This is a genomic window from Streptomyces aureocirculatus, from assembly GCF_000720475.1.
GTDB classification, from domain to species: Bacteria; Actinomycetota; Actinomycetes; order Streptomycetales; family Streptomycetaceae; genus Streptomyces; species Streptomyces aureocirculatus.
The window spans coordinates 21,853-37,249 of the sequence record NZ_JOAP01000010.1; the positions used below are offsets into that span (position 1 = coordinate 21,853).

Annotated in this window: 16 protein-coding genes, 1 pseudogene and 1 riboswitch; of the genes and pseudogenes, 2 read left to right on the forward strand and 15 right to left on the reverse strand. The window is 74.2% G+C overall.

Annotated elements, in window-relative coordinates; genetic code table 11:
- Nucleotides 1-116 precede the first annotated feature (116 nt).
- Together IG78_RS0111625 and IG78_RS0111630 are read left to right on the forward strand one after the other, a co-directional pair.
- Complete coding sequence (locus IG78_RS0111625) at nt 117-1,265, forward strand: S1 family peptidase (protein ID WP_030561921.1); 1,149 nt, start codon at nt 117-119, stop codon at nt 1,263-1,265.
- A 222-nt stretch (nt 1,266-1,487) separates the two neighbouring features.
- The gene (locus tag IG78_RS0111630) at nt 1,488-2,255 is read left to right on the forward strand and encodes a dienelactone hydrolase family protein (RefSeq protein WP_030561923.1); all 768 of its coding nucleotides are present in this window, start codon (nt 1,488-1,490) and stop codon (nt 2,253-2,255) included.
- 13 nt (nt 2,256-2,268) lie between these two features.
- Here the strand turns inward: IG78_RS0111630 and IG78_RS0111635 are convergent, their stop codons facing one another.
- The 15 genes and pseudogenes from IG78_RS0111635 to IG78_RS0111710 all read right to left on the reverse strand — a co-directional run bounded on the left by IG78_RS0111635 (nt 2,269) and on the right by IG78_RS0111710 (nt 15,191).
- A complete protein-coding gene (locus IG78_RS0111635) occupies nt 2,269-3,315 on the reverse strand; it encodes a serine hydrolase domain-containing protein (protein ID WP_225882012.1) in 1,047 nt (348 codons plus the stop codon).
- Nucleotides 3,316-4,361: 1,046 nt separating this feature from the next.
- Nucleotides 4,362-5,294, reverse strand: a complete 933-nt coding sequence (locus IG78_RS0111640) for a DUF6895 family protein (RefSeq protein ID WP_030561927.1) — start codon at nt 5,292-5,294, stop codon at nt 4,362-4,364.
- Entirely contained in the window at nt 5,291-6,214 is a 924-nt protein-coding gene (locus IG78_RS41975) for a hypothetical protein (protein ID WP_037685202.1), read from the reverse strand. The genes IG78_RS0111640 and IG78_RS41975 overlap by 4 nt, the downstream gene beginning before the upstream one ends.
- Nucleotides 6,211-6,393, reverse strand: a complete 183-nt coding sequence (locus tag IG78_RS0111655; RefSeq protein ID WP_030561928.1) for a hypothetical protein — start codon at nt 6,391-6,393, stop codon at nt 6,211-6,213. Before IG78_RS0111655 ends, IG78_RS41975 begins: the two co-directional genes overlap by 4 nt.
- A 237-nt stretch (nt 6,394-6,630) precedes the next feature.
- A complete protein-coding gene (locus IG78_RS0111660; protein ID WP_030561930.1) occupies nt 6,631-7,506 on the reverse strand; it encodes an energy-coupling factor ABC transporter ATP-binding protein in 876 nt (291 codons plus the stop codon).
- Nucleotides 7,503-8,252, reverse strand: a complete 750-nt coding sequence (gene cbiQ / locus IG78_RS0111665) for a cobalt ECF transporter T component CbiQ (RefSeq protein WP_030561932.1) — start codon at nt 8,250-8,252, stop codon at nt 7,503-7,505. Before cbiQ ends, IG78_RS0111660 begins: the two co-directional genes overlap by 4 nt.
- A 6-nt stretch (nt 8,253-8,258) precedes the next feature.
- A complete protein-coding gene (locus IG78_RS0111670) occupies nt 8,259-8,657 on the reverse strand; it encodes an energy-coupling factor ABC transporter substrate-binding protein (RefSeq protein WP_051852548.1) in 399 nt (132 codons plus the stop codon).
- On the reverse strand, nt 8,657-9,424 hold the full coding sequence (locus IG78_RS0111675) for an energy-coupling factor ABC transporter permease (protein ID WP_078964919.1): 768 nt from the start codon (nt 9,422-9,424) through the stop codon (nt 8,657-8,659). Before IG78_RS0111675 ends, IG78_RS0111670 begins: the two co-directional genes overlap by 1 nt.
- Nucleotides 9,425-9,454: 30 nt before the next feature.
- A riboswitch (cobalamin riboswitch) is annotated at nt 9,455-9,636 on the reverse strand.
- Nucleotides 9,637-9,758: 122 nt separating this feature from the next.
- Complete coding sequence (locus IG78_RS0111680; RefSeq protein WP_030561937.1) at nt 9,759-10,433, reverse strand: GntR family transcriptional regulator; 675 nt, start codon at nt 10,431-10,433, stop codon at nt 9,759-9,761.
- A gap of 88 nt (nt 10,434-10,521) precedes the next feature.
- Nucleotides 10,522-10,686: an aldehyde dehydrogenase family protein gene (locus IG78_RS0111685; protein ID WP_107054882.1), complete on the reverse strand. Its 165-nt coding sequence runs from the start codon at nt 10,684-10,686 to the stop codon at nt 10,522-10,524.
- A gap of 88 nt (nt 10,687-10,774) precedes the next feature.
- A pseudogene (locus IG78_RS45630) lies at nt 10,775-11,104 on the reverse strand (aldehyde dehydrogenase family protein); the annotation flags it as partial.
- Complete coding sequence (locus IG78_RS0111695) at nt 11,101-12,105, reverse strand: proline racemase family protein (RefSeq protein ID WP_030561944.1); 1,005 nt, start codon at nt 12,103-12,105, stop codon at nt 11,101-11,103. The gene IG78_RS0111695 and the pseudogene IG78_RS45630, both read right to left, overlap by 4 nt.
- A gap of 1 nt (nt 12,106) precedes the next feature.
- Nucleotides 12,107-13,039: a dihydrodipicolinate synthase family protein gene (locus IG78_RS0111700; protein ID WP_030561946.1), complete on the reverse strand. Its 933-nt coding sequence runs from the start codon at nt 13,037-13,039 to the stop codon at nt 12,107-12,109.
- Between the two features lie 264 nt (nt 13,040-13,303).
- Nucleotides 13,304-14,812, reverse strand: coding sequence for an FAD-dependent oxidoreductase (locus IG78_RS0111705; protein WP_051852565.1), 1,509 nt, complete (start codon nt 14,810-14,812; stop codon nt 13,304-13,306).
- Between the two features lie 58 nt (nt 14,813-14,870).
- The gene (locus IG78_RS0111710; RefSeq protein WP_030561949.1) at nt 14,871-15,191 is read right to left on the reverse strand and encodes a (2Fe-2S)-binding protein; all 321 of its coding nucleotides are present in this window, start codon (nt 15,189-15,191) and stop codon (nt 14,871-14,873) included.
- Nucleotides 15,192-15,397: the final 206 nt, after the last annotated feature.

Here is a 15,397-nt window from a genome sequence, read left to right on the forward strand (position 1 = left end):
GGACAGGTATGGACTTGACCGCAGGGTCTCTCTACGCTCTGCCGCACCGCGATGAGAGCGCTCTCAGCAACTCTGGTCCACCTCATTCCCGCTGGCACGACGAGAGGTCCCCCACTGTGAGACGCACAACTGGAGCACGCTTCGGCCTGTCCGCCCTGCTGCTGATGGCCACCTGCGCAGGCACCGGGCTCGCCCCCACCGCTGCCGCCGCCGACCGCACGCCCCGAACGCCCGCCTCCCCCGCGCTGTTCGACGCCATGCGGCGCGACCTCGGGCTGAGCCCCGCCGCCGCGCGCGAGCGGCTCGCCGACGAACGCCAGGCCGCAAGGACCGAGCGCGCGGCCCGCAAGGCCGCGGGTGCCGCGTACGGCGGTTCCTGGTTCGACGCCGAACGCGGCCGGCTGACCGTGGCCGTCACCGGACAGCGGGCCGCGGCGGAGGTACGCAGGACCGGAGCCGCCGTGCGCCTGGTGAAGCACAGCGCCGCGCGGCTCGACGCGGCGAAGGCGCGCATCGACAAGCTCGACGCCCCGGCTGGGGTGGCGAGTTGGCGCGTCGACCCCGAGACGAACGGCGTCGTCGTGAGCGTGGTCGCCCGCCACCGTGCCGACAACGATGTCAGCTCCTTTCTGAAGCGGGCCCGCGCCACCGCGCCCGTACGCGTGGCGACCGTTCCCGAAGGCCCCCGCACCTTCGCCGCCGGAACCGTGGGCGGCGACCCGTACTACACCGGCAACGTCCGCTGTTCCATCGGCTTCTCGGTGCACGGCGGCTTCGTGACGGCCGGGCACTGCGGGCGCGCGGGCGCGTCCGTGCGCGGCTGGGACGGGTCCGCCATGGGCACGTTCCAGGGCTCGTCGTTCCCCGGCGACGACTACGCGTACGTGTCCATCGGGCACGGCTGGTGGACCGTGCCCGTCGTCCTCGGCTGGGGCACCATCCCCGACCAGTTGGTGCGCGGTTCGGCCGAGGCGCCGGTCGGCTCCTCGATCTGCCGTTCCGGCTCCACCACCAAGTGGCACTGCGGCCGGGTGCTCGCCAAGAACGAGACCGTGAACTACTCGGACGGCACCGTGGTGCACCAGTTGACCAAGACCAGCGTGTGCGCCCAGGGCGGCGACTCGGGCGGCTCGTTCCTCAGCGGCGACCAGGCCCAGGGCGTCACCTCCGGCGGCTGGGGCAACTGCGGCAGCGGCGGCGAGACGTGGTACCAGCCCGTCAACGAGATCCTGAACCGGTACGGGCTGAGGCTGCACACCGCCTGATCCCGCCGGGCACAGCCTGATCCCACCAGGCACGGTGTGATCCCGCCGGGCGTCGGCGGCCTCCAGTTGCGGGAGACCGTCGGCGCTCCTCACCACGGTGACGACGTGGGCGCCACGCGCTCAGTCCTGAAACGCGTCCATGACGTCGTCGAACCGCGTGAACTTTTGCCAGTGGCAGAACAGCGGCCGGACCGGGCTCGACGATCACTACAGTCCAGTCTCATGACGACGATCACGACGCGTACGGTCGAGTACCCCGCGGACGGTTTGACGATGATCGGGCACCTCGCTCTGCCGACCGGTGTCGACCGCCGGCCCGCGGTGCTGCTCGGACCGGAGGGCACGGGGCTCAGCGACGTCGAGCGCCGCCGGGCCGATGCTCTCGCCGAGCTGGGATATACAGCGCTGGCCTTCGACCTTCACGGCGGGCGCTATTTGGGCGACCCCGAGGAGATGCTGGCCCGTTGTCTGCCGCTGCTCGCTGATCCCGACCGGATGCGGGGCATCGGCCATGCGGCGCTCGACGTGTTGCGCGCCGAACCGCGGACCGACCCCGACCGGATCGCCGCCGTCGGCTACGGCACCGGGGGCGCCATCGGCCTTGAACTCGGGCGCGACGGCGTCAGCCTGCGCGCGATCGGCACAGTCAACGCAACTACCACGGGCCGGCCGGGCGAGGCGGCGCGCATCCGCTGCCCGGTGTGGGCCGGGGTCGGGTCGGAGGACCCGATCATGTCGCCCGCGCAACGGAGCGCGTTCACCGCGGAGATGCAGGCCGCGGGCGTCGACTGGCGCCTCACGGTGTACGGCGGCGCTTTGCACGCCTTCCACCACCCGACGGTCGACCACCCCACGGTCCCCGGCGTCGGCTACCACCCGCGGCACGCGCGGCGGGCCTGGCGCGACATCGTCGACCTGCTCGCCGAGTGCCTGCCCGTGACGGAGGCTCCGGGACATGCCCCAGGTAAGCAGGCCGACCCCGGGCACTGACAGTCCACTCCCCTCAAGTCCGCCGGGGTATGCCCATTACACGGTGCCCCGGGTGCGCGTGAGGAGAGGATCCGGCCGCGTTGTCCTTGGCCAGTGTCCACAGTGCGAGGTACGCGCGCTGGGTGAAGGCGCCGCTGAGCGTGGGGCTCGTGTTGGCCAGTGCGGTCAGCGCCACGTTCGTCTGCGGGCTGAAGCCCGCGAAGGTGGTGAAGCCCCTGGTGCCGCCGGAGTGGTGGTAGAGGTCGCGGCCGGGCCGGGGGCGGATGTTCCAGATCAGGGCGATGCGGTTGCCCGTGCGGGGCAGGGCGATCCGGGGGGTGGTGACGTCGGCGAGTGCCGTGCGCAGGGTGCGGGGGACGCCGGGCGGCACCGCGGCGGGGTCGAGGAGGGCGTCCAGGGCCGTGAGCAGGTCACGGGCGCTCGAGCGGACCGCTCCCGCGCCGGGCAGCGCGGGGATCTCCCAGGGGGGGCGCGCCCTGCCGTGCCAGTATCCGGTGGCCTGCGGCCGGTCCGCGGCGCAGTTGGTGCGGGTCAGGCCGAGCGGGTCGAGGACGCGGGCCGCGAGCAGCCTGGCGTAGGCGCCGTCGCCCGGGCCGTGGGCGGCACGGGTGAGCAGGTCGGCCAGCAGTCCGACGCCGAAGTTGGAGTAGCGGACGCGGGTACCGGGGGGCGTTCGGGGGCGGGTGCGGGCCAGGGCGCGGTGGCAGTCGTCGGCGGAGTAGGCGGCGTAGGGGTTGCTGAACCAGGCGGGCGCGCCGCGGCGCGCCAGGCCGGGCGGCAGGCGTGGCAGGCCCGAGGTGTGGGTGGCCAGGTGGAGGAGGGTGATGGGGGCGCCCCGCAGGCGTGGGGCCGCGGCCCGGGGGAGGAAGCGGGTGACCGGGTCGTCGTAGGCCACCTCGCCGCGGGCGACCATCTCGGCGAGGAGCAGCGCGGTGAACGTCTTGGTGAGGGAGCCGATCTCGAAGCGCGTGTCGGGGTCGGCCGGCGCGCCACCCCGCAGCGCCGTGTCGCCCCCGGCGAGCAGCACCCGTTCGGGCCCGCACCGGACGGCGAAGGCCACCGCACTCGCGCCGGGTGCGGCGGCACGCAGGGCGCCGAGCAGGTCGTCCGCCCAGGCGGGGTCACCTGGGCCCGCGTGCTGTGCGCCGGGGGGCCCGGCACCGGGTTCCGCATGCGGCGGAGCGGGGCGGCGTTCCGCATACGGCGAAGCCGGGCGGCCCTCGCGCGGGCCCGCGTCCCCTGCGCCGGGGCCCCCGTGACCGCGCTCCCCATGCGGCGGACCGGGGCGGCGTTCCGCATGCGGCGGAGCGGAGCGGCGTTCCGCATGCGGCGGAACCGGGCGGCCCTCGCACGGGCCCGCCTCCCCTGCGCCGGAGCCCCCGTCACCGCGCTCCCCATGCCGGGGACCAGGGCGGCATTCCGCATACGGCGGAACCGGGCGGCCCTCGCACGGGCCCGCCTCCCCTGCGCCGGAGCCCCCGTCACCGCGCTCCCCATGCGGCGCACCGAGGCGGCGTTCCGCATACGGCGGAACCGGACGGCCCTCGCACGGGCCCGCCTCCCCTGCGCCGGAGCCCCCGTGACCGCGCTCCCCATGCGGCGCACCGGGGCGGCATTCCGCATACGGCGAAGCCGGACGGCCCTCGCACGGGCCCGCCTCCCCTGCGCCGGAGCCCCCGTCACCGCGCTCCCCATGCGGCGCACCGGGGCGGCCGTCGCCAGGGTCCGCGTTCCCCACGCCGGGGCGCTCGCCACCTTGGCCCGCATGTGGCAGGCCAGAACGCCCACCGCCCGGGTATACATCCCCCGGGCCAGGGCGCCCGCCACCCGGGCCAGCGTCCTGCGCGCCGGGATGCCCGTCACCCGGGCCCGTATCCGGCAGCCTGGCACCCGGGCCCAGGTCCCGCAGGCCAGAACGTCCGCCACCAGGTTCCGCATCTGGCAGACCGGCACGCCTACCACCCGAACCCGCATCCTCCGCGCCGGGATGCCCGCCATCCGCGCCCCCCGCACCAGAACGTCCACCGCCCGCCCCCGCAGGCGGCGGATCGGTGCGGTCGCGGCCCGCGGCCGTGTCCCCCGCACCAGGGCGTTCCTCGTGCGGGCTCACAGTCCGCGCGCCGTCCCGTCCAGGGCGCGGGACACCGCGAGGGTGCCGGCGATCGTGGCCACCACGGTGGTGTGCTGGTGGTCCGCGAAGCGCAGGGCGGGCTCGTCGCGGATCGGGTCGCCGTCGCGCGGGACCAGACCGTCCGGGTGCTGAGCCCGGGCGAGGCGGTCCCAGTCCGCGGCCGTGCAGTACGGCTCCGGCAGGCAACAGCCGACGATCATCAGCTCGGCGACCAGGTCCCACTGCTCGATCTCGGCCCAGATGTCGATCCACACCGGCAGCCAGGTGCTCACGTAGTCGGTGAGGTCCCCGGGCAGGCCGGTCGGGCGGGCGCCCCAGTCGGTGAGGTGGAAGACCGTGTGGGTGACGCAGTAGCCGGTCATCCAGTCGATGAGCCAGGGCTCGGGGGTCGCCCCGAGCCACGTCGCCCGGGTCAGTGCCTCCCAGTCGTAGGCACGTTCGCCCTGGTCGAGGCCCACGACGCGAGCGGCGTTGGCGACGGCGAGCCGACGGTTGGGCACGCTCTCGGCACTCCGGACGGAACGCAGCGCGCTGGTGTGGGCGAGCAGGACGTCGAGCGCTTCATGGCGCAAGCCGATGCGCGCGAACGGGACGTACGACTCCAGCGGATCGGTCATCAGCGAGAACCGCAACTGCCGTTCGTACAGCATGTCGCCCTCCCGGAACTCCCGCCAGCAAAAGCCCACCAGTTCGCGGGCCAGGCGCAGCTCGGTGCTGCCCGCGACCGACTCCCGCAGCACGAGCGAGGCGGCAAGCGCGGTCTCGCCCAGCGGTTTGTAGGCGCCGTTGGGGTCACCCAGCTCCGCGGTGGCGTCGGCGGGCAGGGCGCCGCGCTCGCGATGGTCGTACAGCCAGGCCAGGGCCCGCGCGCTCACCTCGTGCGCGGTCCGCGTCACGGACGACGTCATGCGTCCTCCACTGCGAGCAGCCGCCGGGCGATGGCGACGTCGAGGGCCAGGCGGGGTCCACCGCCGTGCAGGCCAAGGTGCCGGACCAGGGGCACCGGGTCGAGGGGCAGGCGCTCGCCCTCGGCGGCCAGCAGGGCGAGCCAGCGTGCGATGCGTGCGGCGGTGGGGAAGTCCCGGCGGAGCACGGCGCGCGTGGCGCCGCGCGCGAGGGCCCGCGGGGCGGCGCGTGCCACGGCGTGCACGGGGCCATCGAGTCCGGGCAGAGCGAGCGGGGAGAGCTGCCCCATGCGCACGGACCAGGTCTGCCAGGTGGTGCCGGGTCCGGGAGTGCCGGTGGGGCCGGGAGCACCGGTGTGGCCGGTGTGGCTCACGGCCGGGACGCCGTCTGCCTCCGCCAGCTCGGGGGCCCCGCTGGGCTGCGGGGCGAGCGCGCCGCCGATGTCGGTGGAGGGGGGAACTCCGGCACTCCCGACGTCGGCGTAGGGAAGGTCCACCTCCGTACCGGCGGCGAAGGGACCGTCCGCCTCCGTACCGGCGGCGGGGAGTCCGCCCGTCTCCGTACCCGCGAACCGGGCGAGCAGCGTCGCCGTGCCCCAGTCCCGCCAGGCGGCCAGCCAGGGCTCGGCGGGCCCGGCCGGGGGCGGGGCGGGCGTGCCGACCGGGGGCGGGAACACCGCGAAGGACTGGGCGAGGGCCGCCGCGTCCGCCGGGTGGAACACCGCGTCGGCCAGGAGAAAGGGCGCGAAGACATCGGCGCCGACGACGCGGATGGCGGCCAGCGCCGCCTTGGGGTCGTCCGCCTGTTCGACATGGTCGGCGACCATGGCTGTGCCCCCGGCGCCGCGAAGGGCGTCGAGGGCACGAAGAGCCAGGTCAGCCGCCGACGCGGCATACGCGGCCTGCGACCGATCGGGACTCACTTGCCCTTCGGCTCCTTCGGCTCCTTCGGCGAGATCAGCAGGCCGAGCAGCAGTTTCCCGTCCGCTTCCGGCGCGTACTTCGGCGCATCGCTCAGAACCGCCTCAGGCTCCACCATGGCCGTACTGAGCGCCGCGGTGTCCGTCGGAGTGATCAGAAGCGGTGTGTGCTGAGCAAGCATCAGTGCCTCCTCATATAGACGTCGCCACTCTGTCCAGTGGCGCCCACCCTCGGACCAGTTTAGGGCAATTCATACCTATTGTCTGTTTAGTTGTGAACTTCGTACGGCACGGGCGCCCCACGGCATCGGTACCAGGGTGTGGAGCGCGACTGCGTCCATGCGCTCGGCGCGCCCACTGACGGCTGATCAGGCCGCTGCCAAGAGCGGGAGTTGCCGCTCCTGCACCTGGGGCACCGCTCACCCCCCGGGCGCCGCCCGCGCGGCGAGTGCCGCCAGCTCGTCCGGAGTGCGCGGCTCCGCGTCCGCCCCCGGCAGCAGCCCCCGCGCCCGCAGCAGCTCCGCCACGGCGATCCCCCACGGCAGGCCGAGGCCCGCCCGGGCGAGCAGGTCGCGCCGGGCCAGCGTCTCCGCCACCGGCCCTGTGCGCACCCCCTCGGGGGTGAGCAGCGCCGCGTCGTCGGCCCAGCGCAGGGCGAGGTCCACGTCGTGGGTCGCCATGAGCACGGTCGTCCCCGTGTCCCGCAGCCGCCCGAGGGTGGCGAGGAGACGTTCCTGGCCGTCGGGGTCGAGCCCCGCGGTCGGCTCGTCGAGGATCAGCACGCGGGGCCGCATCGCCACGGCCCCGGCGATGGCGGTCCGCTTGCGCTGGCCGTAGGAGAGCAGGTGGGTGGGGCGGTCGGCCAGGTCGCCGATGTCGAGTGCGGCCAGCGCCTCGGCGACACGGGAGCGGACCTCGCCGTCGGGCAGACCGAGGTTCAGCGGCCCGAAGGACACGTCCTGCGCGACGGAGGCCGCGAACAACTGGTCGTCCGGGTCCTGCACGACCAGTTGCACCGTGGTGCGCAACCGGGTCAGACCCTTGCGGTCGTACCGGACGGGGACGCCCTCGACACCGAGGGTGCCCGTGTCCGGGCGCAGGCCGCCGCTGAGCAGCCGCATCAGTGTCGTCTTGCCGCTGCCGTTGCGCCCGAGCAGCGCGACGGCACGCCCCTCGACGACGTCGAAGTCCAGGCCGCTGAGCACCGTGGGCCCGTCCTCGTACGCGTAGGACGCGCCGCGCAGCGCGACCAGGGGCGGGGCAGCCCCGTGCGGAGCGGCGCTCGGCTCGCTCATGGCAGAAACCTTTCCAGTACGAGGGTCAGGGCCACCAGGCCGGTGAGGAGCGCCGCGCTCGCCACCACGAAGCTCCGCGAGATCCGGACCTCGGGCACGAGCACGCGCAGCGTCCCGTCGTAGCCGCGTCCGGCGAGCCCGGCCTGAAGCCTGCTCGCCCGGTCGAAGGCCCGCACGAACGCGGTGGCGCCGAGACCGGCGAGGGAGCGCCAGGTCGCCGCCCGGGTGGTGTGGCCGAGCCGGGCGGCCTGGGCCTGCCGGATGCGGCTCATGGAGTCCAGGAGCATGAAGCTCATCCGGTACGTCACCAGGGCCACGTCCACCACCGGCGCCGGTACGCCCGCCTTGACCAGGCGGGGCAGCAGGTCCGACATCGGTGTGGTGAACGCGAAGAGCAGCACGCCGAGCGAGGCCGCCGACGTCCGAAGGAGCAGGCCGCCCGCTCGTGCGGGGCCGCCGTCGGCGAGCGTGACGAACCCGCCGGGCCCGCCGATCTGCAGGAGCAGGATCAGGGCGCCGGTGACACAGAACCCGAGCGGTACACGGTAGGCCCGCCACAGTTTGCGGGCCCCCACCCCCGCCGGGCCGAGCAGCAGGGTGAGCGCGGCGGCCAGGACGAGGGCGGCGCCCGGCCAGGGCGGCAGGGAGATGGCGAGGACCGTGAGGCCGAGGCCGAGGACGGCCTTGTCCACGGGGTGGCGGCGGCGCCAGCGACTGCTGTGCGCCGCCGCGTCGATGGGGAGCACTCCGGGTCAGACCTGTTCGGTCCGGGACCGGGTGTCTTCGGTCCGGGCCCGGGCGTCCTCCGCGTCGGTGGCGCTCCCGGCCGGGGCGGCCTCCTGTGCCCGTGCGCGCTCGGCGCCCTGGCGGCGGCCCCTGCGCAGCCCGAAGTAGTACGCGAGCACCCCCGCGCCGATGGCTGCCTGGAGGGCGAAGAGCGCGGACTCGACCTCGCCGGACGGCGGTTCGTACAGCGGTGTGAACCACGGCTCGTAGTCCGGCTCGATCTCGGTGATCGCCGTCTCCGCCTGGGCGTCGGCGCCGGTGAACGGCTCGTCCTTGTGGTCGCCGAGGCCGAGGGCCAGGGGCAGCACCGCGAGGGCGACGACGATGACGACGAGTAGAATATTGATCTTCGTGTTCCGGTTCATCAGGCACTCGCCCCCGTCTCGGACTTCTCGGGCTTCTCGGGGGCCTCGGGGGCCTCGGGTTTCTCGGAGGTCGCCGTCTTCTCCGTACGCGGCTGCTGCCGCTTGCTCTGCAGGAGCACGCCGAGCCGCGTCAGCTCGCCCTTGCTCGACTGCACGAGCAGGCGCATCACCAGGACGGTGAGCAGGCCCTCGCTGACGGCGAGGGGGATCTGCGTCACGGCGAAGATGCCGCCGAACTTGCCGAGGGCGCCGAGGAATCCGCTGCCCGGGTCGGGGAAGGCCAGGGCGAGCTGGACACTGGTGACGCAGTACGTCGACAGGTCGGCGACGAAGGCACCGAAGAACACAGCGACCATGAGCGGCGCTTCGTACCGTTTGAGGAGTTTGTAGACGGCGTACCCGGCCCAGGGCCCGATGATCGCCATCGAGAAGACGTTGGCGCCCAGGGTGGTGAGCCCGCCGTGGGCGAGCAGCAGGGCCTGGAAGAGCAACGTGATGGTGCCGAGCACCGCCATGATCGGCGGCCGGAACAGGATGGCCCCGAGGCCCGTTCCCGTCGGATGCGAGCAACTGCCCGTCACGGACGGAATCTTCAGGGCGGACAGAACGAACGTGAAGGCACCCGAGGCCCCCAGGAGCAGTGTGCTCTCCGGGTGTTCCTTGACCTCACGGGTGAGGGAGCGGACTCCGTGGACGACGAACGGCGCGGACGCTACGCCCCAGGCGATCGCGTGCGCCGGTGGGAGGAAACCCTCGGCTATGTGCATGGCTCAGCAGACCCTCTCCAGCACCTCGTGGATGGACAACGCGCCTTGGCCGGTCTCCTGGCTGACGGGTCGTACCGACCGGACTCCGCCTTCCCGGGCGCGTGTGCGCCCAGTGGCTGCCGTGAGGCTGGAGCCGGACTTCCCGATCACAGTGGCGAGGGCCGCACCGGCATCACACCGATTTCCCGTTCACCAAGGCGTGGTGACATTAGTGCGCGACAGAGAAGTCTGACAACTGCGAGCCGGTCGCAGTAGAGGTGCGCGCACGCGCGCGCCGGCTTCGCGTACGCCCCTGGTCAAGCCGCGTCCGCCGGGTTCAGCGGATGCGGCGGCTTCAGCGGCGGCCCGCGTCCTTCGCCCACAGGGAGCGCACATGACCCAGGTGCCGCATCATGCACTTCTCGGCCCGCTTGGCCTCGCCCGCGATCATCAGGTCGAGCAGTTCGACGTGCTCCTCGGCGGACGGGATCAGACGGTCGCCCTCGTCCAGGGCGGTCAGGCCGTACAGGCGGGAGCGCTTGCGCAGGTCGCCGACGGTCTCGACGAGCCGGTCGTTGCCGCCGAGGGCGAGCAGCGAGAGGTGGAAGCGGCGGTCGGCCTCCAGATAGCCGATGAGGTCGTGCTCGCGGGCGGCCCGCACGATCTCCTCGGCGACCGGTCGCAGCGCCTGGAGGTCCTCGCGGGCGGCGCTGCGTGTGATCCGGCCGACCATCGGCACCTCGATGAGCATGCGGATCTCCGAGTACTGGTCGAGGTCGCGTTCGTCGACCTCGGTGACACGGAAGCCCTTGTTCCGGACCGGCTCGACCAGGCCCTCGCGAGCGAGGTCGAGCATCGCCTCGCGCACGGGCGTCGCGGAGATGCCGAAGTCCTCGGCGAGGCCGGGCGCGGAGTAGACCTGTCCCGGCTGGAGTTCGCCGGAGATCAGCGCGGCGCGCAGGGCGTGTGCCACCTGGTCGCGCAGGCGCTCCCGGGTGGTGATGAGGTTGCGCTGCTTGAGGTGCCCCATGCCCGTGGTGTTCCCTTCGTGCCCCGCGCCCCCGTGGCCGAGGGGATCACCAGCGTACAATGTCACGTTGCTTTCCCGGGCGCCTGTGTCAGGCCCGCCCGCCGAGTGCCGGGCCCAGGGTGTAGGTGCGGCCCGATGTGTAGAACTCCAGGGCGGCGCGGCCCTGTTCGCGCGGTCCGTGTCCTGACTCCTTCGTGCCGCCGAACGGCAGGTGGAAGTCGACGCCGCTGGAGGGCGCGTTGACGCGGATCATGCCGGTGTCCAGGTGGTCGAGGGCACCGAACGCCGTGCGGGCGGCGCCGGGTGAGCAGCAGCCCGGGACCGGCGGCCGGGTCGTGGACGGCACCGGTCGCCTCGTAGGGCGCCTGGGCGTAGTACCGCCAGATCGCGGCGGTACGGGCGACCTCGGCACGGGCCTCGGTGACGGGCTTGCCCACTTCGCGCACGGCGAGGTCGGCGAGTTCACCGGCGGCCGCCGCCACGGCGGCGGCGACAGCGGTGAGCGCGGCCGAGCGGGCCGCGGCACCCCCGCGGTGCCAGTTGGGCTGTGCGTCGCGGGCGCGCTCGACGGTGTCGACGGCGGCGAACGCGCCCGGGGCGGGGGTCTGGACGAGGAGGTCGTCGGGGTCGGCCGGGTTGCGTGATTCCACCAGGGCCACGGTCGCGGTCACAGGAGGAAACCTCCGGGGAAGGGGTCGTCGGGGTCGAGGAAGTACTGGGCGGTGCCGGTGATCCAGGCACGCCCCGTGATGCGCGGTACGACGGCCGGCACCCCGGCGACCTCGGTCGCCCCGGTGAGGCGGCCGGTGAACCGGGTGCCGATGAAGGACTCGTTGACGAAGTCCTGGTGCAGGGGCAGTTCGCCCCGGGCGTGCAGTTGCGCCATCCGCGCGGAGGTGCCGGTGCCGCACGGGGATCTGTCGAACCAGCCCGGGTGGATCGCCATGGCGTGCCGCGAGTGCCGGGCGTCGGAGCCGGGGGCGGTCAGATAGACGTGCTTGAGCCCGGCGATGTCGGGCTGCGCGGGGTGGACGGGGCGTTCCGGGGACGCGTTGATCGCCTCCATGATCGCCAGTCCGGCCGCGAGCAGATCGTTCTTGTGGGCGCGGTCGAACGGCAGCCCCAGCGCGTCGAGGTGCACGAACGCGTAGAAGTTCCCGCCGAACGCCAGGTCGTAGGTGACCGTGCCGTGCCCGGGCACCTCCACCTTGTGGTCGAGGCCCGCGCAGAAAGCGGGCACGTTGGTGAGGGTGGCCGCCTTCGCGACGCCGTCCTCGACCTGTACGTCGACGGTGACGAGGCCTGCGGGCGTGTCGAGGCGGACGGTGGTGACCGGTTCGGTGACGGCGACCATGCCGGTCTCGACCAGGACGGTGGCCACGCCCAGGGTGCCGTGCCCGCACATCGGGAGCAGGCCGGAGACCTCGATGTACAGCACGCCGTAGTCGGCGTCGGGGCGGGTGGGCGGCTGGAGGACGGCGCCGCTCATGGCGGCGTGTCCGCGCGGCTCGTACATGAGCAGGGTGCGCAGGTCGTCCCGGTGCTCGATGAAGTGCAGCCGGCGCTCGGCCATGGTGGCGCCGGGGAGCACCCCGACGCCGCCGGTGATGACGCGGGTGGGCATGCCCTCGGTGTGCGAGTCGACGGCGTGGTAGACGTGGCGGGTACGCATGTCAGCGGTGCCCTTCGGCCAGGGCCTTCTCGGTGGCCGAGCGGACGGCCGACTCCGCTGCTCCCGTGAGCGGGGCGCGGGGCGGGCGGGTCGGGCCGCCGCGCCGTCCGACGATGTCCATGGACAGCTTGATCGCCTGCACGAACTCCGTCCTGGAGTCCCACCGCAGCAGCGGGTGCAGGGTTTTGTAGAGCGGCAGGGCCCGCTTCAGGTCGCCGTCGACGGCCGCGTGGTACAGCTCGGCGCAGGTGGCGGGGAACGCGTTCGGGTATCCGGCGATCCAGCCGACGGCACCGGCGACGGCGAGTTCGAGGAGTACGTCGTCCGCGCCGATCAACAGGTCCAGTTCGGGGGCGAGTTCGGCGATCTCGTACGCCCGGCGCACGTCGCCGCTGAACTCCTTGACTGCCACGATGCTGTTGTCGGCGTGCAGTTGGGCGAGCAGGTCAGGGGTGAGGTCCACTTTCGTGTCGATGGGGTTGTTGTAGCCGACGACCGGCACGCCTGCCCGCGCGACCTCGGCGTAGTGGGACCGGACGGCCCCGGCGCCGGCCCGGAAGGCGTTCGGCGGCAGCAACAGGACGCTGCCGCAGCCCTCTTCGGCCGCGTGCTCGGCCCAGCGGCGTGCTTCCGCGCTGCCGTACGCACCGACTCCGGGCATCACCCGGGCGCCGTCACCCGCCGCCTCGACGGCGGTGCGCACGACGCGGGCGCGCTCCTCGTCGGTGAGGGTCTGGTACTCGCCGAGCGAGCCGTTGGGAACGACGCCGTCGCAGCCGCTGTCGATGAGCCCGCGGACGTGCTCGGCGTAGGCGTCGTGGTCCACCGAGAGGTCGGCGCGCAGTGGCAGCGCGGTGGCGACCATGATGCCGCGCCAGGGGCGCTCGGGGTGCCAGGTGGCGCCGGGGGGGCTGGGGGCGGCATGGGCGGTCATGGAGGTCCCTTCGGTGGGTGCGATCTGGGAGGCGTGATCTGGGGGGATCTGTGGGAGGTGTGAGGCGTGGCTTGTGGGGTGCGGCCTGTGGGGGGCGATCGGTGGGGCGTGGCTTGTGGGGTGCGGCCTGTGGGGGGCGTGACCTGTGGGGTGTGATCGGTGGGGTGCGGCCTGTGAGGGGCGTGACCTGTGGGGTGCGGCCTGTGGGGTGCGGCCTGTGGGGTGCGGCCTGTGGGGCGTGACCTGTGGGGTGCGGCCTGTCACCTACTCGGGGTGGGGCTCGTCCTCGGCCGGGAGTCCGTCGGGGCGGAGTGCCGCGAGCGCCGCCAGTGATACGGGGGCGGCCAGCGGTCGGCGTTCCGGCGCGGGCGGCGGCGCCTCGCCCGCGCTCTCCGTCCCGGCGCGGGACGCGAGGCAGGTCACGGCCGCCCCGCACATCCGGCCCTGGCACCAGCCCATGCCGGCGCGGGTGAGGAGCTTGACGGTACGGGCGTCACGGGCGCCGTAGTCGCGGACGGCCTCACGGACGGCGCCCGCGGTGACCTCCTCGCAGCGGCACACGTCTGTCGCGTCGTCCAGCCACTCGGTCCAGTCGCGTCCGGGCGCGTGCGCGCGGGCCATGGCGGTCGCGAAGGCCCGCATCCGGGCGCGGCGGCGCCGCAGCGCGCGGGCGCGGCTCCCCCGGAGGTGGGTTTCCTGCCCGCGTACCCGGGCGGCCGCCGCGATCCCCGCCAGCTCCCCCTCCACCCGGGCGAGTTGGGCGCCGCCGACACCGCCGGTCTCGCCCGCCGCCCACAGCCCCCGTACCGAGGTCTCCTGGAACGCGTCGACGACGAGGGCGTACGCGCCGTCGTCGGTGCGCCGGGTCGCGCAGCCGATGCCGGTGGCGAGTTCGATCTGCGGGACGAGTCCGTGCCCCACCGCGAGCGCGTCGCAGTCGATCCGCCCGGCCGTCGCGGGCAGCGGCCGCCAGTCGCGGTCGAGACGGCAGACCGTCACGCCCTCCACCCGGTCGCGGCCGTGGACTTCGGTGACGGCGCTGCGGGTACGCAGGGGGATCCGGTGCCGCAGCAGGGCCGCGCCGTACGTCGCGGCCTCGGCGAGTTTGCGGGGGTTCGCGGCGAGGGCCGCGGGGCTTCGGGCGTAGCGGAGGTAGCCGGAGGCCTCGACGACGGCGGGTACGCGGGCGCCCGCGGCGGCGAGCGAGGCCGCGACGGCGGGGAGGAGCGGTCCGCTGCCCGCCACCACGATCCGCCGCCCCGGCAGTGCGAGGCCGGACTTCAGCATGGCCTGGGCGCCGCCCGCGCCCACCACGCCCGGCAGCGTCCAGTGGGGGAAGGGCAGTTGCCGTTCGCCGGCGCCGGTGGCGAACAGGACCGTGCGGGCCCGTACGCACACGGGTCGCTCGCCGTCGCCGTCCGCGCCGGTGACGGCGTGCACGGCCCACAGCTCCCCGTCGCGCGCGAGCGTCCACACGTGGTGCCCGGCGAGATGGACGACGCCGCTGTCCGCCAGTTCGCGGCGCAGTCCGGCGAAGGCGTCCCAGTCGTGGTGCAGGGCCTCGGGCCGGACGGCCCCGAGGGCGGGGGCGGGGTGCCGGTAGAACTGGCCGCCGACCTCACCGGAGGAGTCCAGCAGGGCGACGCGGAGCCCGAGCCGATCGGCGACGACGGCACCCGCGAGCCCGGCCGATCCGGCGCCGATCACTGCCAGGTCGTAGGTCACGGCGTGGGTGTCGCCGGGCGGCACGGTCTCGGCACCGCCGCGCGGCACGGCGCGCTCGTGGGGCGGCACGGTCTCGGCACCGTCGCGTGGCACGGCGCGGGCCTCCTCAGACGGCGAGTCCGGCATGCCCCTCCCCCTCCTGCGTCGTGATCGCGTCGCCGGGCCGGGCGGGTACGAGGCAGGCCCTGCGGTTGGGGCGGCCGTTGATGGTCGCGAGGCAGTCGTAGCACTGCCCGATGCCGCAGAAGGCACCGCGCGGGCGGCCGCCGACCCGGGTGGTGCGCCAGGCGAGGACACCGGCCGACCAGAGGGCGGCGGCGACGGACTGGCCGGGCAGCGCGCTGAGCGTCCGGCCGTCGAAGGTGATCTCGAAGGCGCTCTCGGTGGCCGCGCCCACGAGAGCGGCGGGGCTGCGGTGACGCGTCATGACGCGGTTCCTTCCGGAGGTGTCGGCAGGTACGGGCTCCGGGCCGGGCCCCGGAAGCGGGCGCGCGGTCGGCGCGCGTCGGGGGCAGGGCCAGGTTCCGGGGCAGGCACCGGGAGCGGGCCTGCTCGCGGTCGGCGCGCGTCCGGGACCGGACCCTGGGCAGGCACCAGGACCGGGCCCACTCACGGCCGGCACGCGCCCGGGAC

Coding starts and splice junctions, on each gene's coding strand:
- IG78_RS0111695 (WP_030561944.1), bottom strand. CDS start 12,105: ATGCGTACCCGCCACGTCTACCACGCCGTCGACTCGCACACCGAGGGC.
- IG78_RS0111640 (WP_030561927.1), bottom strand. CDS start 5,294: ATGACGTCGTCCGTGACGCGGACCGCGCACGAGGTGAGCGCGCGGGCC.
- IG78_RS0111675 (WP_078964919.1), bottom strand. CDS start 9,424: ATGCACATAGCCGAGGGTTTCCTCCCACCGGCGCACGCGATCGCCTGG.
- IG78_RS0111630 (WP_030561923.1), top strand. CDS start 1,488: ATGACGACGATCACGACGCGTACGGTCGAGTACCCCGCGGACGGTTTG.
- IG78_RS0111680 (WP_030561937.1), bottom strand. CDS start 10,433: ATGGGGCACCTCAAGCAGCGCAACCTCATCACCACCCGGGAGCGCCTG.
- IG78_RS0111685 (WP_107054882.1), bottom strand. CDS start 10,686: ATGATCCGCGTCAACGCGCCCTCCAGCGGCGTCGACTTCCACCTGCCG.
- IG78_RS0111670 (WP_051852548.1), bottom strand. CDS start 8,657: ATGAACCGGAACACGAAGATCAATATTCTACTCGTCGTCATCGTCGTC.
- IG78_RS0111660 (WP_030561930.1), bottom strand. CDS start 7,506: ATGAGCGAGCCGAGCGCCGCTCCGCACGGGGCTGCCCCGCCCCTGGTC.
- IG78_RS0111700 (WP_030561946.1), bottom strand. CDS start 13,039: ATGACCGCCCATGCCGCCCCCAGCCCCCCCGGCGCCACCTGGCACCCC.
- IG78_RS0111710 (WP_030561949.1), bottom strand. CDS start 15,191: ATGACGCGTCACCGCAGCCCCGCCGCTCTCGTGGGCGCGGCCACCGAG.
- IG78_RS0111655 (WP_030561928.1), bottom strand. CDS start 6,393: ATGCTTGCTCAGCACACACCGCTTCTGATCACTCCGACGGACACCGCG.